Raw genomic sequence first — 21208 nt, 5'->3', positions numbered from 1 at the left:
GCGAAACCCTTTTACTTCACCGCGTCCAGGGCGTTGACGCGGCCGTGCCCGTAGTACGAGTTGTCCTTCGCCGGACCCTCGCAGACCGGAGCCGCGGTTCCACAGGGAACCTCGTCCGCCTGGTGCTCCAGCAGCCAGGTCAGCACCCGCGGCGGAGCGTGGCGGTAGCGCGACGCCAGCAGCGCGGCGACACCGGCGGCGTGCGGGGACGCCATCGACGTGCCGCACTTGGCGCCGTAGCCGCCGTTGAAGATCGTCGACAGCGGGCAACCGACACCCTGGCCGGCGGGCGGCAGCTGGGCGCGGTCGCCACCGGGGGCGGTGACCGAGACGTCGTCACCGTAGTTGCTGTACGACGACTTCGTGCCCGCGTAGCCGATGGCCGAGACGTTGACGACGCCGTCGATGGCCTTGGGCAGGATGCCGCAGCTCTCGTCGACCGGGTGCGGGCGGTTCGGGTCGGTGGTCTGCTTGTCCGGGTCGAAACCGCTGTTGCCGGCGGCGGCGACGTTCAGCACGCCACGGCCGGTCGAGTAGGTCACCGCGCGGCGGACGGCCTCGAACGCGGCCGCGTCGCCCGGCTCCTTCGCGCAGTAGAACATGCCCGGGTCGATGTAGTAGCTGTTGTTCGTGACCGGGAAGCGGTGCTTCGCCGCCCACATGAATCCGCACACCGCGGCCTCGGGGAGGATCAGGCCGTCGTCGTTCACGACCTTCACCGACGCCAGCTTGACGCCGGGCGCGACACCCGTGAAGCCACGCGCGGCGTCCTTGCCCGCGATCGTGCCGGCGACGTGCGTGCCGTGGTCGGAGTTCGTGGGCGCCCAGGCGGCGGGCGTGGTGTCCGGCGCGCCGCTGTTGCAGCCTGCCGACACCGCCGGGTCGAGGGCCGCCTTCAGCGCGGGGTGGGTGGGCTCGATACCCGAGTCCAGCACGCCGACGGTCACCGAGCGGCTGCCACCGGAGATCTTGTTCGCCTCGGGAGCCTGGATCGCCCGCATGTCCCACTGCTGGGCCGACAGGTCCTCTTCGACCGCGACGCTGGTGGTCTCTTCGTTCTCCTTGGTGTCGACCACCGCGGAGCGGGTCGAGCGGGTGGTGGCCGCCGGCGGGAACGCGACGTCACGGCCGCCCGAGTAGGCGCGGAAGACACCGATCTTCGCCTGGAAGTCGGCGTTGCGCGAGGTCGCCACCGCGACCCCGATCTCCGGGTAGTACGCGACCTTCTCGCCGCACTTCGCGCGCAGCTCGGCGTCGACCTTGCGCTCCGGGGTACGCGGGTTGTAGAGCACCACGTAGTTGAACGGCGCGCTCGCGGTGTCGCACTGCGGCGCGGGCGCGGCGCTCGCCGACGGGGCCACGAACACGCTTCCCGCCGCCGCCGCGACGAGCGCGGGGACGAGCAGGCGTCTGATCCGGGACATTCCACCTCCATGATTCGGTGGAGTGAACCTAAGCGAGCCGGACCCCGCCCAACACCGTCAAAAGGACGACAAAACCCGATCAGGCGTCAGCCTTTTCCGCGTCCCGTGACTTGGCGCCACGAAGCGTGCGCAGACCGATGAGACCGATGATGGTGCCGAGCACGAACGAGACCACCGTCAGCACCGCGTGCACGATGAAGTAAGCCGTGGGCGAGCCGTCCGCGGCCCAGGCGCGGTCACTGTCCCAGAGGTTCTTGGCGAACGTGATCCAGATGATCCACGACCACACGCCGAAACCCAGCAGGAACATCGAAGTACCTCGCGAAATGCGCATGCCCCTGAGTATGCAGCGGGCCCGGCGACGCTACATTGCTCGGGTGCACAGCGCTATCTCCCGGTCGCTCCTGGTCCTCGTTTCCGGTGTGCTCGCCCTCGCGGTGACGCCGGTGGCCACAGCCGCCCCGAAGCCACCAGCCCAGGCGCAGCCGTGCGCGAACAAGGTCATGCCTCCCCCGCCCGTCGACACCTCCGAGAAGCCGCGCCCCGGCGAAACCGCGCCGGCTCCGCTGCCGGTGCCGCCGGTACCGGTGGGCGGCGACCGGATGGCCGAATGCGGGCTCGTGCTCCCGAAGCGCGCCCTGAACCCGCCCGAGGGGAACACCTCGGCGGCGTGGGTGCTGCAGGATCTCGAAACCGGTGACGTCATCGCGGCGAAGGATCCGCACGCCCGTCAGCGCCCGGCGTCGCTGATCAAGGTCCTGCTCGGGCTGGTCGTGGTCACCGAACTCCCGCCGGGCAAGATCGTCGTGGCGACCAAGGAGGACGCCGAGCAGGAGTGCACCTGCATGGGCATCGGCGCCGGCGGTCAGTACACAGTGGACCAGCTGCTGCACGGACTGCTGATGCACTCGGGCAACGACGCGGCGCACGCGCTCTCCACCGTGCTCGGCGGCCTGGACGCGACCCTGGCGAAGATGAACGCGCTGGCCACCCGCATCGGCGCCACGGACACCCGGGCCGCGACACCGTCCGGGCTCGACGGCCCCGGCATGTCGACCTCCGCCTACGACATGAGCCTGATCTTCCACTACGCGATGAAGAACCCCGAGTTCGCCAAGGTGGTCAAGACCAAGAGCTTCGAGGTGCCGGCGACCGGCGGAAAACCGGTCGTCACGATCTACAACGACAACAAGCTCCTCGGCAGCTACCCCGGGTTCACCGGCGGGAAGACCGGCTTCACCGACGACGCGCGCCACACCTACGCGGGCAGCGCAGTCCGGAACGGCCACCGGGTCGGGGTCGTGATGTTGCGCGCCGAGCAGCGCCCGACCCGGGTCACCGAGCAGGCGGCGAAGCTTCTCGATTACGGCATCGCGCTGCGCGAGGCCAAGGCCGAATCGGTGGGGCGCATCGAATACCGGTCGCCGGAAGCCGTGAACGCGGACCCGGCCAACGCCGCACCGAACGCCGACGGCGCGTCGAACAGCGGCGCAGCGGCCGCGGCCGAAGACCCCTTCGGCGTGACGGGCTGGATCATCACGCTGGTGGTCTTCCTGATCATCGTGGCGTCGTTCGTCATCGGCCACCAGCGCAAGAAGGCCATGGCGGGCGAATAACGTCAGGACTTGCGGCGGCCGAGCCAGCCCAGCAGCGCGCCGGTCGCGAAGGCCCCGCCGACGGCGCCGAGCCCCGGCCCTTGCTGAACGGTCACCCTCGGGTGGATCAGCACCGGGGCGGGCGGCTCGACGACCGTGTGCTGGTTCTCCTTCGCCGTCGCCGTCCACGCGGTGACGAACAGCAGGAAGCGCGACACCAGGTTCGCGAACACGAGCAGACCGATCACCGGGCCGAACAACGTGAACGCCGGTGATTTCGTGACGCTGCCGAGGTAAACGGTCGCGGCCTGCTGGAGCACGATGAACCCGACCGCGGCGAAGATCGCGCCCTTGACCGCGCTGCGCAGCGCGACGTGCTCACGGGGAAGCCTCGCGATGACCCACAGGAAGACCAGCGTGTTCGCGAGCAGGCCGAGCAGGATCGTCGCGACCTTCAACAGGAACACGGCCCAGCCCTGGTTTTCGAGGCCGACCAGTTCGAGCAGGAATCGCCCGACCCCGCTGCCCGCCGCGGTGAGGCCGAACGAGATCACCAGCGCGAGACCGAGCCCCACAAGGGACAGCAGGTCCTTGATCGTCGTCGACACCAACGGCAACTGCTGCTTTTCCTGGCCCCACTGGGCGGTCAGCGCGTCACGCAGGTTGGTCATCCAGCCGACGCCCGAATACAGGGCCAGCAGCAGACCGAACACCCCGATGCCGCCGCCGGAGTCCAGCGCCGCCTTGATGATGCTGCCGACGAGGTCGCTCAGGCCTTCCGGGACCGACTTCTTGATGCCGTCGACGAGCTGGTTCGTCACCACCTGGTCGCCGGCGAGCACGATCTTGAGGATCGCGAAGGCGACCATCAGGATCGGGATCACCGAAAGCACGCTGAAGTACGTGATGGCGGCGGCGTAATGGTTGCCGTAGCGCTCGGTGAAGGCGTCATTGGCCCGGATGAGGTGATCGAGCCAGCCGTACTTCCGCCTCAGGCGCGGTAACAGCTTGTCCTGTTCCGGCTTCGCGCCGTCATCATTCGCCACCGTCAAACGCTAACCACACGGCGACGACATCGCAGCGCGAATCAGCCCGCCGGGGGAAGGAACCCGATGTTCTCGTAGACGTTCCGCAACGTCACCGAAGCGACTTCCCTGGCCCGTTGCGCACCGAGCGCCAACGCCTTGTCGAGCTCGGCGACGTCGTCCAGGTACGACCGGACGCGCTCCTGCACCGGCGTGACCCACTCGACGAACGCCTCCCCGACGCCCTTCTTCAGGTCGCCGTAACCCTTGCCCTCGTACGAGTTCTCGAGTTCGGCGACCGGCTGGTCGGTCAGCGCGGAGAGGATCGTCAGCAGGTTCGAGACGCCCGGCTTGTTCTCGGCGTCGAAGACGATCTCGCGGCCGGTGTCCGTGACCGCCGAGCGCACCTTCTTCGCCGACTTCTTCGGGTCTTCGAGCAGCTCGATGAGGCCGTTGCCGGTCGACGAGGACTTGCTCATCTTCGCGGTCGGGTCCTGCAGGTCGTAGATCTTCGCCGTGTCCTTGACGATATGCGGCTCCGGCACGGTGAACGTCTTGCCGTAGCGGTTGTTGAACCGCTGCGCGAGATTGCGCGTCAGCTCCAGGTGCTGCCGCTGGTCCTCGCCGACGGGAACCTCGTTCGCCTGGTACAGCAGGATGTCCGCGGCCTGCAGGACCGGGTACGTGAACAGGCCGACACTGGCGCGATCCGTGCCCTGCTTCGCGGCCTTGTCCTTGAACTGCGTCATCCGGCTCGCTTCGCCGAACCCGGTCTGGCACTCCAGCACCCAGCCGAGCTGGGCGTGCTCGGGCACGTGGCTCTGGACGAACAGCGCGCTGCGGGCCGGGTCGACGCCGAGCGCGAGCAGCTGCGCTGCCGAGCGGCGGGTGCGGTCCAGCAGCACCTTCGGGTCCTGCTCGACGGTGATCGCGTGCAGGTCGACGACCATGTAGAAGGTGTCGTGGGTGTCCTGCAGCCGCACCCACTGCCGCAGCGCACCCAGGTAGTTGCCCAGGTGGAACGAGTCGGCGGTCGGCTGAATCCCGGAGAGCACGCGCGGGCGCTTCTGTTCGTCGGACACGTCCGGATTCTGTCAGGCCACGCCGGGGCGGGTCATCCGAGGTCGGCCCGGCCGAACGGGCTAAACGGTTAAACGCCACATACTTCCGACGGTTCTGAGCACGGTGCCCGATTCCTAGCGTTCATGGCACCGGATCTTCCGGCCACACCGAAGGAGAACCCAGATGAAGGCACGATCCCTACTGATGGGCTTGGCCATGGCGGCTGCGGCCGTCTTCTCGCTTTCCGGCGTCGCGGCCGCGGCGGAGCCCACCGGGGGCGTCCAGCCGAACATCGTCGGCGGCGGCAACGCGACCCAGGTCTATTCGTTCATGGTGTCCCAGCAGTCGAGCTCCGGCAGCCACCAGTGTGGTGGCTCACTGATCAGCTCGACCTGGGTCGTCACCGCGGCGCACTGTGGCACGCCGTACCAGGTGCGGGTCGGCACCACGAACCGCACCAGCGGTGGCACCGTCGCCCGCGTGGCGCAGCGCATCGCCCACCCGAGCGCCGACCTGGCGCTGCTGCGTCTCTCGACGGCGGTGTCGCAGGCGCCGGTCACGATCGCCGCTTCGTCCGGGGCCGTCGGCACCGCGACGCGGATCATCGGCTGGGGCCAGACCTGCCCCACCCGCGGTGGTTGTGGCGCCCCGATCAACCTCCAGGAGCTGAACACCTCGATCGTCGCCGACAGCCGCTGCCTCGGCATCAACGGCGCCAGCGAGATCTGCACCAACAACCCCAACGGCAACTCGGGTGCCTGCTACGGCGACTCGGGCGGCCCGCAGGTCAAGCAGGTCAACGGTGTCTGGCAGCTCGTCGGCGCGACCAGCCGCGCGGGGAACAACAGCAGCACCTGCGCGACCGGGCCGTCGATCTACGTGGACGTCCCCTACTTCCGCAGCTGGATCCGCACCAACTCCGGCGTCTGATCCCGGTCCCGCGTCGCCCCACCGTCCCCGGGGGCGACGCGGGCCCAGCCGGTTCAGCAAGGAACCGTGCGGCAGTTCGAAGAGCCGCTCCAGCAGCGCGACCGCCTTCAGCGAGTCGCACCGCTCGGGGCGGCTTCTTCCTGTCCGCCAGTAGCTCAAGGTCGCGACACTGATCCGGACGCCCTGCTGGGCGAGCCGGTGCCGGATCCGGTCGAGCCCGAGGCCGCTTTCCGTGATCGCCCGGTCCAGGGCGCGGGGGAAGGGGTCACCGGGCCGGCTGCGACGCCGCGTCACCGTCATGGACCCGAGAGTGGCGATCAGCGGGCGGCGAAACAATCCGGGCGGGACTAGGTGTACCTACCCAAGAAATCCGCCGCGTCGCCTTTAGCGGGCTAAACGCGATCTGGCGGGCCCAGGGCACCGACCTGCGTTTAGCCCCCTAATCGCGATCCCGGGGGCGCGTCGCCTTTAGCGGGCTAAACGCGATCCGAGCCGGGAAGGCGCAGGTCAGGGACGCTGCTGGCGGGTGAGGGCGTCGTCGGCGAGCACGGCCTCGGCCATCGCGGCGACGTGCGGCGCGGCGGGCTGGGCCGGGGTGACGGGAGCGGGGGCGACGGCGGCCGCGCGGGCCTTCCGGCGCTGACGGAACACACCGAAGGCCATGCCGACGATGCCGAGCGCGACGGCGATCAGGCCGACCGGGCCCAGCAGACCGAACGCCATCTCCGAACGTGACGCCGACTCCGCGGCCGATGCCGGGACCGCGCCCGCGACGAGCAGCGCGACCGGGATCGCGACGACCGTCGCGGCCCGGGCCGCGGGCACGGACGATCGCATCAGGAGATGAACTGGGTTCCGCACCGGAGTGCCTCCCGTGACGTGACTTTGCCGAACCGGAACGCTAACCCGAACGAGTGAGCATTTCCAGGTTGCTGGTCAAAAAACTACCGAGCGTGTCAAGACCTGTGAGTTCTGATCAACTCGGGGCCCGAGACTAGCCCCTCACAGGGGGGATGTTTCGAGCACCCCTCTCCTCAGAGTTGTCGCGCGGGCAATCGGTTTCCGACAAAACCGGACAACGGTTAGGCCATTCGACTGTCACACGCGGCCGAACAGGCACGATCCGGCTTTCCCCGGTTGGTTTCTTGCGCGCAATGGTCTATACCTGTTGGCCATACCCCTTAAAAGGTATAGACCAATATCTCCCTGCATGGTCCCCTCGTACGAAGGAGCCACCGATGTCTCTTCGACGTATTCTCGCGGCGGTCGCCGCCACCTTCGCCGCCACCACGGTCGCCGTGGTCGTCCCGACGCAGTCCGCCTCCGCCGCGGACTGCGTGGCGCCGTGGAACGCGAGTTCGGTCTACTGGGGCGGCAACACCGCGTCCTACAACGGGCACAACTGGTCCGCGAAGTGGTGGACGCAGAACGAAACCCCAGGTGCAGCGCAGGTCTGGGCCGATCAGGGCGCCTGCGGCGGCGGGACGACCAACCCGCCGAACCCGTCCGGCTTCGTGGTCAGCGAGGCACAGTTCAACCAGATGTTCCCGAGCCGGAATCCCTTCTACACCTACAACGGCCTGGTCACCGCGCTCAGCGCCTACCCGGCCTTCGCGGGCACGGGCAGCGACACCGTGAAGAAGCAGGAAGCGGCGGCCTTCCTGGCGAACGTCAGCCACGAGACCGGCGGACTGGTCCACATCGTCGAGCAGAACGAAGCGAACTACCCGCACTACTGCGACACGAGCCAGTCCTACGGCTGCCCCGCCGGCAACGCCGCGTACTACGGCCGCGGCCCGATCCAGCTCAGCTGGAACTTCAACTACAAGGCCGCCGGCGACGCGCTCGGCCTGCCACTGCTGACCAACCCGTGGCTGGTGCAGAACGACGCGGCGGTCGCCTGGAAGACCGGCATCTGGTACTGGATGACCCAGAACGGTCCCGGCACGATGACCCCGCACAACGCGATGGTCAACAGCCGCGGCTTCGGCGAGACGATCCGCAGCATCAACGGGAGCATCGAGTGCAACGGCGGCAACCCCGCCCAGGTGCAGAGCCGCGTGAACAAGTACCAGCAGTTCACCGGCATCCTCGGCGTCACCCCCGGCGGCAACCTGTACTGCTGATCCATCCAGGGAACCGAAGGGGCCCTTCGCCGCATGTGACGCGGTGGAGGGCCCCTTCAGCTTTCGTCGAGGGACGCCAGCAGCCGACGCAGCGACGCGTCGAGGACGTCTACGTCCTCCCCCAGTGGCGAGAGCAGCTTCGCGACGTTCGCCGCGTGCTCGGTCATCGCGGCGTCGACGACCTCGAACCCGCGCTCGGTCAACGTGACACGGAAGCTGCGCCGGTCTTCGGGATCGAGCGCCCGCTCGACCAGCCCGGCCGACTCGAGCCGGTCGATCCGGCTGGTCATCCCGGCCCTGGACATCATCAGGGTCGCGGACAGTTCGGACGGGATCAGCGTGTACGGCTTCCCGGACCGCCTGAGCGCCGCGAGCACGTCGAACTCCCCTTGCTTCAAGCCGTGCTTCGCGAAGACGGCCTCGATCATCGGCGTGCTCAGCATCGTCACGCGGCCGAGGCGGCCGGCGACCCCGATCGCGGTCAAGTCCAGTTCCGGCCGCTCGCGGTGCCAGGCGTCGACGACGGCGTCGATCGCGTCCGCGCTTCGTTGTTCACTCACGGGCGCAGTCTATTCGACGGGAGATAGTTTGACAGCGAACTATCAGTGATGGAACTATCGTCGTCATGACCCAGCGCATCGAAACCCGCGACCCCGTCCTCGTCCGCGCCGCCGAAGCCGAGACCGTCGGCGCGGCCCCCACCCTCGTCACATTGCTCGCCGACGTCTCGACCACAGGCGGAGTCATGAGCAGTGCGAGAACACAGCTGGGTGTCGGCGCCGACGGCGCCGCGCCGCACTACCACACCGGCTCGTCCGAGATGTTCTTCATGCTCGGCGGAAAGCTGGAAGTCCTTGTGGGAGAAGAGATCGTGACCGTTTCCGAAGGCGACATGCTCGTCGTGCCGCCACTGACCACACACGCTTTCCGGGCGGCCGCGGACTCGCCGGCGGACGTCCTGATCGTGTTCGTCCCCGGCGTGGAACGGTTCGACTACTTCCGGCTACTGGAGAAGGTCGGGCACGGTGCGGCGACCGTCCAGGATCTCCTGGACAGTCAGGAAAAGTTCGACAACCACTTCGTCGAGAGTCCAGTGTGGACGGAGAGCGCGAAGTCGCGTCAGTAACCGCGCGGCGGGTATCCCGGCGGCGGATACTGCTGGGGCGGGTACTGCTGCGGAGGATAGGGCTGTGGTGGGTACTGCTGCGGCGGGTATCCCGGGTGTTGCGGCGGATACGGCGGCTGACCGTAGTGCGGCGGGGGCGGATACTGCGGTGGGTACTGCTGTTGCGGATAGTGGGGCTGCGGCGGCGGAGGTGGCGCAGCGGGCTGCCCGCCGGCGAGATGGAACGGCAGCAGCGACACCAGCTGCGCGAGCCTGCCGAGCGTGGAGAGCACTTCGTCCGGCTTGGTCCGGCCGAAGGTCGGATTCTCGACGTAGACCAGTTCCGCGCCGACCAGCGACCAGGTGTGCAGCTTCGACGACCGCATGGTGGCGGCGACCTGCGGCGTCAGCACGGCGACCGCGACGTTCGGGTCGGTGTCGATCAGCTTGTACCAGCGATTGAACTTCCGGTCCGCGGTGGCGGGCTCCGGGTACTGCTCGACGTCCCAGGCGGACTCGATGCTCGACACGATCTGGAAGTTCGGCATCGGCGCGGGCAGGGTGACGACCCAGACCGTGTCGATCGAGATCGTGTCGAGCTCGTTGACCTTCTTGTTGGTCCACCGCGTGTGCACGCTCGTGACCGTCGGGCGGCGGTGGTAGTCGAAGACGCTGAACCGAAGCCCGTTGTACGCGCCGCTCAACGCGCCGAACGCCATCCGCTTGTCGCCGCGCTGGTTGAACGGCAGGACCGTCCAGCGCTCCAGCAGGTTTGGCGCGTCCGGGCTGAACTCCCACCCGTACTGGCCGGACATCGCGTAGCGCTCGGCGTTGGTCGCCTCGATACGCCTGGCTTCGTTCGTCTCCATCGCAAACCCCCGGATCTCCTGCGCGCAGGTTATCCGGAGTACGGCGCGTTGTCGGATCTAGGCATCCTGCAGCCGCCGTAGAACGTCGATCAAGCCAGGGAGCCGGTACCTGCGCCGCAGTCCGCTGTCCAATGATGATCTCGAACTGACGCTCGACCACCGAGCGCGGCATGGTGCCCTCAAGACATCCCAAAGGTGAGCCTCACGCTGCATAGAGAAGCTCCCGGCTCTCCAACACTCGCTGTTTGAAGAACGGGTTGCGAATACTGGTCACGCTGACGAGGTCGACCGGGCGACCCAGCACCCGCTCAAGACCTTCCTTCAGATCGAAGTAGGTCCCGAAGTAGTCGAAGCCGGGTCCCGCGTCGAACTCGACGAGCACATCGACATCGCTGGACCGCACGTCGAATCCGTTCGATCGACTCATGCATGACCGCACGATTGTGCCTGACCGGATCCCGGAGGCCACGACCTCCGGGATCACGGGGCCGAGCGCTCAGATTCCGTACGTCGCCGTCACCGGCGCGTGGTCGGACCAGCGCTGGTCGTAGGTCTCGGCGCGCTCGACCACGACGGAGGTGCACCGCTCGGCCAGGCCGGGGGTGGCGATCTGGCAGTCGATGCGCCAGCCCGTGTCGTTGTCGAACGCCTTCCCGCGGTACGACCACCACGTGTACGGGCCGGGGCCTTCCGGGTCGAGCTTGCGTTGCACGTCGACGTAGCCTGCCTCGCTGAACACGCGGCCGAGCCACTCCCGCTCCTCCGGCAGGAAGCCCGAGCTCTTCTGGTTCCCGCGCCAGTTCTTCAGGTCGATCTTGTCGTACGCGATGTTCCAGTCGCCCACGACGACGACCTCGCGGCCACCGGCCTCGGCCTTGGCGCGCAGGTCGACGAGGTAAGGCAGGAACGCCGCCATGAAGCGCTCCTTTTCGTCCTGGCGCGGTGTCCCGACGTCGCCGCTGGGCAGGTACAGGCTCGCGACCACGACGTTCGGCAGGTGGATCTCGGCGTAGCGGCCGCTGTCCTCGAATTCGGGCTCGCCGAAACCGATGCGGACCTCTTCCGGCTCCGCCCGGCTGAACAGCATGACGCCGTTGCGCCCCTTCTGCACGGACGGCGCGTGCACCACGTGCCAGCCTTCGGGCGCGGCGGCACCGGCCGGGAGCTCCTTGAGCTCGGCCCGGACCTCCTGGCAGGCGACGACGTCCGCCTTCGTCGAGCCCAGCCACTCGACGAAGCCTTTTTTGGCGGCGGCACGGAGGCCGTTGACATTCACAGTGGAGACGGTCAGCACCCTTCGCACGCTACCCGGGGGGTCCGACAGAATCGGCACTGGGAGACTGCGCGCATGAGCGAGCTGACCGTGCTGGGCAGCTGCGGCGCCTGGCCCGAACCCGGCCGGGCCTGCGCCGGCTTCCTCCTGGTCCACGAGGGCTTCAAGCTGGTGCTCGACCTCGGCTACGGCGCCGCTTCACGGCTGTTCGAGCACTGCCCCGAAGGCCGGGTCGACGCGGTGGTGGTGACGCACGAGCATCCCGATCACTGCGCCGACGTGAGCGCGCTGGGCCGGGCCCGCGCCTACGGGCTGCCGGACGAGCCGAGGATCCCGCTGCACTGCACGCCGGGCACGGTGCGACGGCTCGAAGCCATGGAGCCGCGCCCGCATCCGGCGACGATCTTCGACGTGTTCGAACTCGGCCCGCCGCGTGAGGTCGGGCCGTTCCGGATGACGACGTTCCTGCTGCCGCACCACGTGCCGAACCACGGGATCCGGCTGACCACGCCCGGGCTGACCGTCGCCTACACCGGAGACAGCGGGCCCAGCCCGATCATCGCGGAGCTGGCGCGCGACGCCGACCTGCTCATCGCCGACGCCACGCTCCAAGGCCCGTCCCCCGACGAGACGCCACGCCTGGTGTCGACGGCGGGCGAGGCCGGGTTCTGGGCCGAGCGCGGCGGCGCCCGGCGGCTGCTGCTCACCCACTTCTGGCCCGGCTCCGACCGCGGGATCTCGGTGGCCGAAGCGCGGAAGGAGTTCAGCGGCGAGGTCCTGGCGGCCGCGGAAGGCACCCACCTGCGTTTAGCGGGCTAAACGCGATCCCGCAGGTCAGGGAGCACGTCGCAGTTAGCGGGCTAAACGCGATCCGGCAGGTCACGGGCCACATTTCGCCCCTTCGACCGGGGGCGCGAACTCGGCCGAAACCCATTTGCCCTCGGCGATCTTGCGGAAGCCGTTCTCGACCACCGGCTGCGCGTCGATCTTCGCGTCCTTGACGTACTTGCCGACGATCTTCTGCCCGCCGGGGGCGTCGCGCGCGTTGAGCACGTCCGCGGTCACCACGACCTGGCAACCGGTCGGGCTCGACGCGCTCGACTCCCTGTCCTGTCCCGAGATGGCGACGACGACGATCAGCGCCAGTCCGCCGCCGATGAACAGGACCGGTTTCGAGATGGCCATGATGGTCACTCCTCGAACAAGGGAATCGTTTTCCGTCCGGTCCAGAGTGGCAGAAGCCGGGGCGGCCGCCCAGATCCCGGAACGCCAACCACCCGGAGGCGCCAACCCCGGCAGGCCACGGGCTACCCACCGTCACAACGCGAAAAGGCCCCCTTCCGCGGAGGAAGGGGGCCTTCAAACGCTTACGCGACTCAGCCCTGGGCGATCTTCTTGGCCAGGTTGGCGTCCAGCGTCGCGAGGAACTCCTCGGTGGTCTGGAACGCCTGGTCCTTGCTGATCAGCAGCGCGAGGTCCTTGGTCATCTTGCCGCTCTCGACGGTCTCGATGACGACCTGCTCCAGCTTGTTCGCGAAGCCGATCAGCTCCGGGTTCGAGTCCAGCTTGCCGCGGTGCTCGAGGCCACGGGTCCACGCGAAGATGGACGCGATCGGGTTGGTCGAGGTCGGCTTGCCCTGCTGGTGCTGGCGGTAGTGCCGGGTCACCGTGCCGTGCGCGGCCTCGGCCTCGACGGTCTTGCCGTCCGGGGTGCGCAGCACCGAGGTCATCAGGCCCAGCGAGCCGAAGCCCTGCGCGACCGTGTCGGACTGCACGTCACCGTCGTAGTTCTTGCAGGCCCAGACGTAGCCGCCCTCCCACTTCATCGCCGCGGCGACCATGTCGTCGATCAGGCGGTGTTCGTAGGTGATGCCCTTGGCGTCGAAGTCGGCCTTGAACTCGGCCTGGTAGATCTCCTCGAACACGTCCTTGAACATGCCGTCGTAGGCCTTCAGGATGGTGTTCTTGGTCGACATGTAGACCGGGTACTCGCGGTCGAGGCCGTACTGCAGCGAGGCACGCGCGAAGTCCTCGATGGACTTGCGGAAGTTGAACATGCCCATGGCGACGCCGCCGCCCTCGGGGTACTGCGCGACCTGGAACTCCATCGGCTCGGAACCGTCGGCCGGGGTGTAGGTCATGGTCAGCGTGCCCGGGCCGGGGACCTTGAAGTTGGTCGCCTTGTACTGGTCACCGTGCGCGTGACGGCCGATGATGATCGGCTTGGTCCAGCCCGGTACCAGGCGCGGGATGTTCTGGATGACGATCGGCTCGCGGAAGATCACGCCGCCGAGGATGTTGCGGATCGTCCCGTTGGGCGACAGCCACATCTTCTTCAAGCCGAACTCTTCGACGCGCGCCTCGTCCGGCGTGATCGTGGCGCACTTGACGCCGACGCCGTGCTTCTTGATCGCGTTGGCGGAGTCGACGGTGATCTGGTCGTCGGTGCGGTCCCGCTCCTCGATGCCCAGGTCGTAGTACTCCAGGTTCACGTCCAGGTACGGGTGGATCAGCCTGTCCTTGATGAACTGCCAAATGATGCGGGTCATCTCATCACCGTCGAGCTCGACGACGGTGCCCTGGACCTTGATCTTGGCCATGAGCAGCGGTGCTCCTTCCGCGGATCTTCGCGTTTCTTCTTCAGTCTCCGGTAGCGGTACAAGCGTACTGCTTAACGGTCCTGGATGGTTCCAGTAGTGGTCGGTATCAAGTCTCCACGAGACGGATGTGTCCGACGTCACCCGGTCGCACGACGGCCATCCGGCCGTCACGGGAACGGCGGCGACCGCGTCATCATCGAACCGAACCCGACAATCGGCACGTCGGCCACCGGAAAGGCGGACCTCATGACCACCGACCCCTACGCCGTGCCACCGCACGGGCAGCCGGCGACACCGGAGCCTTACCTCCAGCCTAGGCAAAGCAGCCGCGCGGTGCCCCGGGTGATCAGCGGGCTCGGCGGTTTCCTGCTCACGCCGGTCGCGCTCGGCGTGACCATCTACGGCGGCACACTGCTCCAGCGGGGTTTCTCGCGCTCCCTGTCCATCAGCGAGGACCCGCTCGGCATCCTCCTCCTGTTCCTGGGCGGCCTGCTCCTGCTCGGTGTCGCGTTCCTCGGGGCGTTGTCCGGGCTCGGGCCGGTGCTGGGCGGGCTGGTGTGGGGTGTGCTGCCGGGCGTGGGGTTCCTCCTGAGCCCGCGCGACGTCATGAGCGTCATCTACGACATCGGCGGCAGCGGCCTCGGTGTCGGCCTGGTGACCTGGCTGGTGATGGGCGCGCTGGTCGGGAGCGGTTTCCTGTTGATCGGGGCAGGTCTGGTCGGCACCCTCGCGCGGCGTCGTTCAAATCGCGTTTAGCGGGCTAAACGCGCTCCGCGGAGATCAAAGTGAACCGAAGGGGGCCGGTGTCCGTAGTCCGGGTCAGGGAGGTGACCCGCCCATGTCATCGCACCGGTACGTCGCGGAGTACGACGACGAGGACTACCAGGAGTACGGCGAGTACGAGCAACCCGAAAACCCGCGAGACCCCCGGAGGCCGTACGAGGACGTCGAGTCGTATGAACCGTACGAGCCTTTCGACGACGACCTGGGCGCCGAAGACCCGCGCGCCGGCCGAGGTGTGCGGCGCGTCCTCAGCGGCGCCGGCGGCCTGATCCTGACGCCGGTCGCACTCGGCCTGCTGTCGTGGGGCGGGCTGCGGCAGCAGATGCTCGTCCAGGCGACGCTCAGCACCCAGCGTGACGTCTTCAGCATCGGCCTGCTCGTGGGCGGCGGGATCCTCCTGCTGGCCGTCGGGCTGCTCGGCGCGCTCTCGGCGACCGGCCCGATCCTCGGCGGCCTCGTCTGGGGCGTCGCCCCCGGAGTGGCCACCATCGCCGTGCCGGAGTGGGGCTTCCGGCTGGTGAAACTGTTGCCGCAGAACGACGTCACCTACGGCGTCACGAGCTGGCTGTTCATCGGCGGCCTGCTCGCGACCGGCTTCCTCCTGATCGGCGCGGGCCTCGCGTCGAGACTCGCCCGGAGGCGCCGCTGAGCGGGCTGGGACCATCGGCGCATGGGTCTGTTCACCGTTCCCGAAGCCCGCGCCGAGCTCGCCCGGCTACGCCCGGTGCTCGACGAGCTCGTCCGGCTCCGCGCCGACGCGGCCGAGCTCGCCGCTTCCCTGCGCCCCGGCGGCCGGGAGACCTCGCTCGGCGGGATGCCGGAATGGAAGGCCGCGCAGGCCCGGCTGGACGACCTGATGACCACCGTCCAGCGGACGGGTGCGGAGCTGAAGGGGTTCGCCCCGCTCCTGATCGACTTCCCCGCCGAGCTCGACGGCGTCGACGTCCTGCTGTGCTGGCTCGAAGGCGACCCGGAGCTGTCCTGGTATCACCGCGTCGACCTGGGTTTCGCCGGGCGCCGCCGCCTCCCGGATAGGGTCTCGGTCGTGAGCGAGGAAATCGCGGCCGGCCTGTTCGACGGCATCGCCGCGCACTACGACGAAGACACCTTCCACGGCTTGGTCGCCGACGCGCTCGTCGACGGTCTCGGCCGCACGGCCCCCGAACGTGTTCTCGACGTCGCGACCGGGACCGGGGTGGCCGCGTTCGCCGCGCTGCGTCTGGAGCCTGGCGAAGTGCTGGCGATCGACATCTCCCCGGGCATGATCGCCCAGGCCGAGGCGAAGGCGGCGACCCACGATCCCGGCAAGCGCATCACCTGGCAGGTCGCTTCCGCGGTCCCGTCGCCGGTGGAGGACGAGGGCGCGGACGCGGTGCTGTGCGCGTCTTCGCTGCATTTCCTCGGCGCGGCCGCCCTGCGCGACTGGCTGCGCGCGCTGCGCCCCGGCGGACGGGTCGGGTTCAGCCTGCCGATCGCGTCGGCGTTCCGGCCGTCGGAGGCGTTCGCCGCGATCGTCCCCGCCGACCTGAAGCTGCCGGAAACCGAGGACGACGCGGCGGAACTGGCCGCCGAAGCCGGCTTCACCGAGGTGACGGTGAAGCGGCTCGACGTCGAATCCGAGGATCGGGTCCGGTCGGTGTTCGTGGTGCACGCGACCAGGCCCTGAGGTCTACAGCGGCGCGAAGAACGGCACGCACTTCGGCGCGGGCGCGTTCTCCGGGTCGAGCGCCTTGAGGATCAGGCTCGTCACGTTCGGATCGATCGCCTGGCTGAGGTGCCCGGAAACGTCCACGCCACAACGGTCCTGCAACACGATGTCGGTCGTGCCCGGCTCCCCGAGCACTCCGCTGGTGTACGGCGTGACCACTCGATCGTGCCGGCTCACGATGCTCGTGTACGTCGGCCCGGGCACGCTCACCCCGCCGCGGGCGAGGTCGTCGAGGAACGCCGATGGCGCCAGGTATTCCCGGCAGGCCCCGCACACGCCGTCGGCGAGCAGGTCGATCCCGGGCAGCGAAAGCACGGCCTTCGCCAGCTCGGAGAAGCCGTTGAGCGACGTGCCCTTGAAGTTCGAACCGAAGCCGACGAAATGCTTCACCTTCTCCGCGCCTCCCTCGAATTTGAGGTAGTACGCGGGCATCGTCGTCCCCTCGGAATGCCCGACGATGTCGACCTTGTCCGCTCCGGTGCTCGCGCGCACGCGGTCGACGAACGCGCCGAGTTCGACCGCGCTCTTCCGCATGGAGGCGAGCCCGCCGAACAACTGTCCACCCAGGACGGTGGAGCCGTAGGTCAGCGAGTAGACGCAGTAACCGGCGTCCTTGAGCTTCGGCGCGTGGTGGAACCAGTTGGTCGTCGCGTTGCCGCCGAGGCCGTGCACCAGCACGACGGGCTCGGGATGGCTCGCGCTCGGTTCGCACGACCAGTCGTTCCAACCGCTCGACGGCGCCGCGCTCGCCACCGCCGGGACGGCGATCGTGAACGTCAAGGCCGCGACAAGCGTGGTGAGGATCCGAGCCCGCATCCCTGCCTCCGGTTACTCGTCAGTATGTGATGCGAGTCATCCTGCGTCACAAACCGACGGCCGGAGCCGGGAGAAAGACCAGACTTACGCGCCATGCCTTGTGATGGATCACAAGGGCAGCAGCACCCGCCTTTCGATCGGGCTGGACATGACGATCGACGTCGTCGTGGAGCCGAGCGCGGACAGGTCCTCCAGCAGTTCTTCCAGGTGACCCGTGTCGCGCACGGCGATCTTCAGGATCCAGCAGTCCTCGCCCACCACATGGTGCAGCTCGAGGATTTCGGGGCGGTCCATGATCTTCCGGGTGCGCGGATGCCGGACGGTGAACCCGCTGTGCGGCGCCATCCGCACGAACGCCCGCAGCCCGAGGCCGATCCCGGACGGCGAAACGAGGGCCGCGTAGCCGGTGATCGTGCCGTCGGCTTCGAGGCGTTTGACGCGTTCGCCGACGGCGGCGGGGCTCAGCGAGACACGGCGCCCGAGTTCGCTCAGGGTGATGCGGCCTTCCTCCTGGAGGAGTTCGAGAAGTCGCCGGTCGAGCACGTCCAGTGAGCTTTCAGCGAATCCTCGATTAGACCGAGAATCTTTCAGTGATTCCGCCATTTCACCCATGTTTTCCCCTTCAACCACCCGGATCACCACCGTAACACTGGTGACCATGAAGAAAGTGCTCGTTCTCGGCGGAAGCCGGTACTTCGGCCGAGGGGTGGCCGAGCGGCTGCGCGATGCCGGGATGGACGTCACCGTCCTCAACCGCGGCTCCACACCCGCGCCGTCCGGCGTCGCGCATCTGATCGCCGACCGCGACGACGAAGCCGGACTCAAGGCCGCTCTGGGTTCTCGTTCCTTTGACGTCGTCCTCGACCAGGTGTGCTACACGCCGGTCCAGGCGGAGATCGCGCGCCGCGTCCTGCGTACGGACCGCTACGTGATGACGTCCACGATCGAGGTCTACGACCAGGTGCGGACGGAGACCCCGATGACCGAATCGCTGGTCACCCCGGCGAACGTCGACCTCGAACTTTCCGAGTACGAGTACGGCGAAGGCAAGCGACAGGCCGAAGCGGTCTTCGCCGCGGGAGACACGCCGTTCGTCTCCGTACGCGTCGCCCACGTGCTCGGCGGCGAAGACTTCACCGGACGGCTGCGGCATTACGTCGAACGGCTGGACGCCGGCGACGCGGTGGACATCCACGCGGATCCACGCCCCTCGACGTTCATCCACGCGCGTGAGATCGCGGACTTCCTGACCTGGACCACGCTCGCGGACTTCACCGGTCCGGTCAACGCCGGCTCGCACGGCGAACTGTCGGTGCTCGATCTCGCCGCCGCCATCAGCACGGAGCCGGGGTTTCGAGTCGTCGAGCGGGACGCCTCACCGTTCTCCTTCGATCGCTACGCCGTCTTGGACACGTCGCGCGCGACCGGCCTCGGCTTCTCCTTCTCCACCACCACCGACTGGCTCGGCGAAGCCGTCGAAGAACTCAGAAAGGCTTGACCCCCATGCGTTACCGCAGCATCGGAGACGTCGAAGTGAGCGCGATCGGTCTTGGCGCGATGCCGCTGTCGATCGAGGGCCGTCCGGATCGGGATCGCGCGATCGCCACCATCCACGCCGCGCTCGACGCCGGGGTCACGCTGATCGACACGGCCGACTCCTACCACTGGCACGCGGACGAGATCGGCCACAACGAGGAGCTGATCGCCGCCGCGCTGTCCGTCCACAGTGGATCGGACGCGGTACTCGTCGCGACGAAGGGCGGGCGCGGCCGTCCCGGTGACGGCTCGTGGACCGTCACCGGGACTCCCGCGCATCTCAAGGCGGCCTGCGAAGGTTCGCTGAAGCGACTCGGCGTCGACGCCATCGGGCTCTACCAGCTGCACAAACCCGACGAGAACGTGCCGTGGGCGGAGTCCGTCGGCGCGATCAAGGAGCTGGCCGACGAAGGCAAGATCCGGCTCGCCGGGATCTCCAACGTGTCCCGGACGCAGATCCTCGAAGCACGGGAGATCCTCGGCGGGACACTGGTTTCGGTGCAGAACGAGCACGCGCCCGCGTATCTGGCGCACGAACCGGAACTGGCGCTGTGCACCGAACTCGGGCTCGCGTATCTGCCGTGGGGCCCGCTCCGCGGGATCGGCGCGGAGTTCCGTGCCGTGGCGGAGGAACGCGGCGTCAGCCCCCAGCGGGTGTGCCTGGCCTGGCTGCTCGCGAAATCGCCGTCGATGATCGCGATCCCCGGCTCGACGAGGCCCGCCACGATCCGCGATTCGGCGGCCGCGGCCGATCTCGTGCTCACCGACGGCGAACTGGCCCGCCTGCCGTGATCAGGCGCCGGCCACCAGCGCCACGCCCAGGCCGATCATCGTCGCGGCGACCAGGCCGTCCAGCACCCGCCACGACGACGGTTTGCGGAAGAACCCGCTGAGCAGCCGCGCGCCGAAACCGAGCGCGAGGAACCACAGCACGCTGGCCGACACGGCACCGACGCCGAACGCCCATCGGTCGCTGCCGTGCCCGGCCGCGATCGCGCCGAGCAGGAGGAGGGTGTCGAGGTAGACGTGCGGGTTCAGCCACGTGATCGCCAGGGTGGTCAGCACGATGCGGCGCAGCGATCCGCCGGTCTCCGGGCCGCCGGTCTCCAGCGCGGCCGGCTTGAACGCGCGACGGGCCGCGAGAGCGCCGTAGCAAAGCAGGAAGGCGCCGCCGATCAGGGCGACGACGGTCAGCGCTTCGGGTGACGTCCCCACCAGCGCGCCGACCCCGCCGACGCCGAGGCTGACCAGGATGGCGTCCGAGAAGATGCAGATCAGCACCACCACGAGGACCGCCTCGCGGCGGATGCCCTGGCGCAGCACGAACGCGTTCTGCGCGCCGATCGCGACGATGAGGGCCATGGTGGCGCCGAATCCGGCGCCCGCGCTGAGCAGAACGTCTCCCATACGGACCAGGCTAGGAAGCCGATCGTCAACAGTACAGCTAAAGATTCTTACGTAAGATTAGCGCTCGTGATGAGAGATCTGCCCCTCGACCTGGTCCGCACGCTGGTGGTGGTCGCCGACGAAGGCACGTTCGACGCGGCGGCGTCGGCACTGCACGTGACGCCGTCGGCGATCAGCCAGCGCGTCAAGGCGCTCGAACAGCGCACCGGCCTCGTCCTGCTCATCCGCACGAAACCGGTGCGGCTGACCGAATCCGGGCAGGCGGTGGTGCGGTTCGGCCGTCAGATGGCCCTGCTGGAGGCCGACACCCGGGCCGAACTCGGCCTGACCGCCGGCGACGAACCGGTCCGGCTGCCGATCGCGGTCAACGCGGATTCGCTGGCGACCTGGTTCCTGCCCGCCCTCACGCGGGTGCCGCCCGAGCAGAAGATCTGCTTCGAGCTGCATCGCGAGGATCAGGACCACACCACGACCCTGTTGCGGGAGGGCTTGGTGATGGCCGCCGTGACGTCGTCACCCGATCCGGTCGCTGGATGTTCGGTGCACCGGCTCGGGCACATGCGCTACCTGGCCGTCGTGAGCCCGCAGCTCGGCACGGACCTCGACCTCGCCGAAGCACCCGTCGTCGTCTTCGACCGCCGTGACGACCTTCAGGACCGCTTCGCGCGCGAGCGCGGCACGATCGCGAGCTCGCTGCGGCACTACGTCCCGTCGTCCGAAGGGTTCTTCGACGCCGTCGCGGCCGGGATGGGCTGGGGCATGGTGCCGCTCGCGCAGATCGGCGCCCGCCTGCGCGACGGCACCTTCGCCTGCCTCGACCCGGACCACCCGATCGACGTACCGCTGTTCTGGCAGCAGTGGAAACTCGACTCCCCCGCGCTGGCGGCGGTGTCGGACGCCGTCACCACGGCCGCCGCGGACCTGCTGGTCGACCCACACGGTTGAGGAC

25 protein-coding genes are annotated in these 21208 nt (G+C 68.5%); 11 read left to right on the top strand and 14 right to left on the bottom strand.

What is annotated here, in order from left to right; genetic code table 11:
- Positions 1-11: 11 nt before the first annotated feature.
- Both AORI_RS45255 and AORI_RS45250 read right to left on the bottom strand, forming a co-directional pair.
- Complete coding sequence (locus AORI_RS45255) at positions 12-1424, bottom strand: S8 family peptidase (protein ID WP_016331252.1); 1413 nt, start codon at positions 1422-1424, stop codon at positions 12-14.
- A gap of 79 nt (positions 1425-1503) precedes the next feature.
- The gene (locus AORI_RS45250) at positions 1504-1758 is read right to left on the bottom strand and encodes an SCO4848 family membrane protein (RefSeq protein ID WP_026467335.1); all 255 of its coding nucleotides are present in this window, start codon (positions 1756-1758) and stop codon (positions 1504-1506) included.
- Between the two features lie 43 nt (positions 1759-1801).
- On the opposite strand from AORI_RS45250, the gene AORI_RS45245 reads away from it, so the two are divergent.
- The gene (locus tag AORI_RS45245; RefSeq protein ID WP_016331251.1) at positions 1802-3040 is read left to right on the top strand and encodes a D-alanyl-D-alanine carboxypeptidase family protein; all 1239 of its coding nucleotides are present in this window, start codon (positions 1802-1804) and stop codon (positions 3038-3040) included.
- 2 nt (positions 3041-3042) lie between these two features.
- Here the strand turns inward: AORI_RS45245 and AORI_RS45240 are convergent, their stop codons facing one another.
- Both AORI_RS45240 and trpS read right to left on the bottom strand, forming a co-directional pair.
- The gene (locus AORI_RS45240; protein ID WP_016331250.1) at positions 3043-4071 is read right to left on the bottom strand and encodes a YhjD/YihY/BrkB family envelope integrity protein; all 1029 of its coding nucleotides are present in this window, start codon (positions 4069-4071) and stop codon (positions 3043-3045) included.
- A 35-nt stretch (positions 4072-4106) separates the two neighbouring features.
- A complete protein-coding gene (gene trpS, locus AORI_RS45235; protein WP_016331249.1) occupies positions 4107-5126 on the bottom strand; it encodes a tryptophan--tRNA ligase in 1020 nt (339 codons plus the stop codon).
- A 163-nt stretch (positions 5127-5289) separates the two neighbouring features.
- Here trpS and AORI_RS45230 point away from each other — a divergent pair, with 163 nt between their 5' ends.
- Positions 5290-6036 carry a S1 family peptidase gene (locus tag AORI_RS45230; RefSeq protein WP_016331248.1) on the top strand — a complete coding sequence of 249 codons (747 nt, stop codon included), beginning with the start codon at positions 5290-5292 and terminating at the stop codon, positions 6034-6036.
- Between the two features lie 507 nt (positions 6037-6543).
- Here the strand turns inward: AORI_RS45230 and AORI_RS45225 are convergent.
- Positions 6544-6873 (bottom strand): hypothetical protein, encoded by a 330-nt coding sequence (locus tag AORI_RS45225; RefSeq protein WP_016331247.1) that lies wholly within the window; start codon positions 6871-6873, stop codon positions 6544-6546.
- Between the two features lie 401 nt (positions 6874-7274).
- Between AORI_RS45225 and AORI_RS45220 the strand changes: the two genes are divergently transcribed.
- A complete protein-coding gene (locus tag AORI_RS45220; RefSeq protein ID WP_016331246.1) occupies positions 7275-8162 on the top strand; it encodes a glycoside hydrolase family 19 protein in 888 nt (295 codons plus the stop codon).
- Between the two features lie 56 nt (positions 8163-8218).
- Here AORI_RS45220 and AORI_RS45215 read toward each other — a convergent pair whose 3' ends face one another.
- Positions 8219-8722, bottom strand: a complete 504-nt coding sequence (locus AORI_RS45215) for a MarR family winged helix-turn-helix transcriptional regulator (RefSeq protein ID WP_016331245.1) — start codon at positions 8720-8722, stop codon at positions 8219-8221.
- 65 nt (positions 8723-8787) lie between these two features.
- Here AORI_RS45215 and AORI_RS45210 point away from each other — a divergent pair, with 65 nt between their 5' ends.
- Complete coding sequence (locus AORI_RS45210; protein ID WP_016331244.1) at positions 8788-9288, top strand: cupin domain-containing protein; 501 nt, start codon at positions 8788-8790, stop codon at positions 9286-9288.
- Here AORI_RS45210 and AORI_RS45205 read toward each other — a convergent pair.
- The 3 genes from AORI_RS45205 to AORI_RS45195 form a co-directional block, all read right to left on the bottom strand.
- Positions 9282-10136: a hypothetical protein gene (locus AORI_RS45205; RefSeq protein WP_016331243.1), complete on the bottom strand. Its 855-nt coding sequence runs from the start codon at positions 10134-10136 to the stop codon at positions 9282-9284. The genes AORI_RS45210 and AORI_RS45205 overlap by 7 nt on opposite strands.
- Before the next feature lie 202 nt (positions 10137-10338).
- Positions 10339-10563, bottom strand: coding sequence for a nucleotidyltransferase family protein (locus AORI_RS45200; RefSeq protein WP_016331242.1), 225 nt, complete (start codon positions 10561-10563; stop codon positions 10339-10341).
- Between the two features lie 69 nt (positions 10564-10632).
- Positions 10633-11439, bottom strand: a complete 807-nt coding sequence (locus AORI_RS45195) for an exodeoxyribonuclease III (protein WP_037332458.1) — start codon at positions 11437-11439, stop codon at positions 10633-10635.
- 45 nt (positions 11440-11484) lie between these two features.
- Here AORI_RS45195 and AORI_RS45190 point away from each other — a divergent pair, with 45 nt between their 5' ends.
- Positions 11485-12228 (top strand): MBL fold metallo-hydrolase, encoded by a 744-nt coding sequence (locus AORI_RS45190; protein WP_016331240.1) that lies wholly within the window; start codon positions 11485-11487, stop codon positions 12226-12228.
- Between the two features lie 60 nt (positions 12229-12288).
- Here the strand turns inward: AORI_RS45190 and AORI_RS45185 are convergent, their stop codons facing one another.
- Both AORI_RS45185 and AORI_RS45180 read right to left on the bottom strand, forming a co-directional pair.
- Entirely contained in the window at positions 12289-12594 is a 306-nt protein-coding gene (locus AORI_RS45185; RefSeq protein WP_081809767.1) for a hypothetical protein, read from the bottom strand.
- A 191-nt stretch (positions 12595-12785) separates the two neighbouring features.
- Positions 12786-14009, bottom strand: a complete 1224-nt coding sequence (locus tag AORI_RS45180) for an NADP-dependent isocitrate dehydrogenase (protein WP_016331238.1) — start codon at positions 14007-14009, stop codon at positions 12786-12788.
- 246 nt (positions 14010-14255) lie between these two features.
- On the opposite strand from AORI_RS45180, the gene AORI_RS45175 reads away from it, so the two are divergent.
- The 3 genes from AORI_RS45175 to AORI_RS45165 all read left to right on the top strand — a co-directional run bounded on the left by AORI_RS45175 (position 14256) and on the right by AORI_RS45165 (position 16458).
- A complete protein-coding gene (locus AORI_RS45175; RefSeq protein WP_228688298.1) occupies positions 14256-14765 on the top strand; it encodes a hypothetical protein in 510 nt (169 codons plus the stop codon).
- A gap of 82 nt (positions 14766-14847) precedes the next feature.
- Positions 14848-15441, top strand: a complete 594-nt coding sequence (locus AORI_RS45170; protein WP_016331236.1) for a hypothetical protein — start codon at positions 14848-14850, stop codon at positions 15439-15441.
- Positions 15442-15462: 21 nt separating this feature from the next.
- A complete protein-coding gene (locus tag AORI_RS45165) occupies positions 15463-16458 on the top strand; it encodes a DUF2203 family protein (RefSeq protein ID WP_016331235.1) in 996 nt (331 codons plus the stop codon).
- Between the two features lie 3 nt (positions 16459-16461).
- On the opposite strand, the gene AORI_RS45160 is transcribed toward AORI_RS45165, so the two are convergent.
- On the bottom strand, positions 16462-17316 hold the full coding sequence (locus AORI_RS45160; protein WP_016331234.1) for an esterase/lipase family protein: 855 nt from the start codon (positions 17314-17316) through the stop codon (positions 16462-16464).
- Positions 17317-17424: 108 nt separating this feature from the next.
- Positions 17425-17859: an Lrp/AsnC family transcriptional regulator gene (locus AORI_RS45155; RefSeq protein WP_016331233.1), complete on the bottom strand. Its 435-nt coding sequence runs from the start codon at positions 17857-17859 to the stop codon at positions 17425-17427.
- A gap of 115 nt (positions 17860-17974) precedes the next feature.
- Here AORI_RS45155 and AORI_RS45150 point away from each other — a divergent pair, with 115 nt between their 5' ends.
- Positions 17975-18814: an NAD-dependent epimerase/dehydratase family protein gene (locus AORI_RS45150; RefSeq protein ID WP_016331232.1), complete on the top strand. Its 840-nt coding sequence runs from the start codon at positions 17975-17977 to the stop codon at positions 18812-18814.
- A 5-nt stretch (positions 18815-18819) separates the two neighbouring features.
- The gene (locus AORI_RS45145; RefSeq protein WP_016331231.1) at positions 18820-19644 is read left to right on the top strand and encodes an aldo/keto reductase; all 825 of its coding nucleotides are present in this window, start codon (positions 18820-18822) and stop codon (positions 19642-19644) included.
- On the opposite strand, the gene AORI_RS45140 is transcribed toward AORI_RS45145, so the two are convergent.
- Positions 19645-20259 carry a LysE/ArgO family amino acid transporter gene (locus tag AORI_RS45140; protein ID WP_016331230.1) on the bottom strand — a complete coding sequence of 205 codons (615 nt, stop codon included), beginning with the start codon at positions 20257-20259 and terminating at the stop codon, positions 19645-19647.
- A gap of 66 nt (positions 20260-20325) precedes the next feature.
- Between AORI_RS45140 and AORI_RS45135 the strand changes: the two genes are divergently transcribed.
- A complete protein-coding gene (locus AORI_RS45135; RefSeq protein ID WP_016331229.1) occupies positions 20326-21204 on the top strand; it encodes a LysR family transcriptional regulator ArgP in 879 nt (292 codons plus the stop codon).
- Positions 21205-21208 lie beyond the last annotated feature (4 nt).

Origin of the sequence: Amycolatopsis keratiniphila (assembly GCF_000400635.2) — a bacterium.
GTDB lineage: Bacteria > Actinomycetota > Actinomycetes > Mycobacteriales > Pseudonocardiaceae > Amycolatopsis > Amycolatopsis keratiniphila.
This window is presented reverse-complemented; position numbering and strand designations above follow the sequence as displayed.

Excerpts from the sequence above, each read along its gene's own strand:
- AORI_RS45180 (WP_016331238.1), bottom strand. The coding sequence starts at position 14,009 with ATGGCCAAGATCAAGGTCCAGGGCACCGTCGTCGAGCTCGACGGTGAT.
- AORI_RS45200 (WP_016331242.1), bottom strand. The coding sequence starts at position 10,563 with ATGAGTCGATCGAACGGATTCGACGTGCGGTCCAGCGATGTCGATGTG.
- AORI_RS45210 (WP_016331244.1), top strand. The coding sequence starts at position 8,788 with ATGACCCAGCGCATCGAAACCCGCGACCCCGTCCTCGTCCGCGCCGCC.
- AORI_RS45205 (WP_016331243.1), bottom strand. The coding sequence starts at position 10,136 with ATGGAGACGAACGAAGCCAGGCGTATCGAGGCGACCAACGCCGAGCGC.
- AORI_RS45175 (WP_228688298.1), top strand. The coding sequence starts at position 14,256 with ATGACCACCGACCCCTACGCCGTGCCACCGCACGGGCAGCCGGCGACA.
- AORI_RS45145 (WP_016331231.1), top strand. The coding sequence starts at position 18,820 with ATGCGTTACCGCAGCATCGGAGACGTCGAAGTGAGCGCGATCGGTCTT.
- AORI_RS45150 (WP_016331232.1), top strand. The coding sequence starts at position 17,975 with ATGAAGAAAGTGCTCGTTCTCGGCGGAAGCCGGTACTTCGGCCGAGGG.
- AORI_RS45170 (WP_016331236.1), top strand. The coding sequence starts at position 14,848 with ATGTCATCGCACCGGTACGTCGCGGAGTACGACGACGAGGACTACCAG.
- AORI_RS45140 (WP_016331230.1), bottom strand. The coding sequence starts at position 20,259 with ATGGGAGACGTTCTGCTCAGCGCGGGCGCCGGATTCGGCGCCACCATG.
- AORI_RS45250 (WP_026467335.1), bottom strand. The coding sequence starts at position 1,758 with ATGCGCATTTCGCGAGGTACTTCGATGTTCCTGCTGGGTTTCGGCGTG.
- AORI_RS45185 (WP_081809767.1), bottom strand. The coding sequence starts at position 12,594 with ATGGCCATCTCGAAACCGGTCCTGTTCATCGGCGGCGGACTGGCGCTG.
- AORI_RS45230 (WP_016331248.1), top strand. The coding sequence starts at position 5,290 with ATGAAGGCACGATCCCTACTGATGGGCTTGGCCATGGCGGCTGCGGCC.
- AORI_RS45160 (WP_016331234.1), bottom strand. The coding sequence starts at position 17,316 with ATGCGGGCTCGGATCCTCACCACGCTTGTCGCGGCCTTGACGTTCACG.
- AORI_RS45190 (WP_016331240.1), top strand. The coding sequence starts at position 11,485 with ATGAGCGAGCTGACCGTGCTGGGCAGCTGCGGCGCCTGGCCCGAACCC.
- AORI_RS45165 (WP_016331235.1), top strand. The coding sequence starts at position 15,463 with ATGGGTCTGTTCACCGTTCCCGAAGCCCGCGCCGAGCTCGCCCGGCTA.
- AORI_RS45255 (WP_016331252.1), bottom strand. The coding sequence starts at position 1,424 with ATGTCCCGGATCAGACGCCTGCTCGTCCCCGCGCTCGTCGCGGCGGCG.
- AORI_RS45220 (WP_016331246.1), top strand. The coding sequence starts at position 7,275 with ATGTCTCTTCGACGTATTCTCGCGGCGGTCGCCGCCACCTTCGCCGCC.
- AORI_RS45225 (WP_016331247.1), bottom strand. The coding sequence starts at position 6,873 with ATGCGATCGTCCGTGCCCGCGGCCCGGGCCGCGACGGTCGTCGCGATC.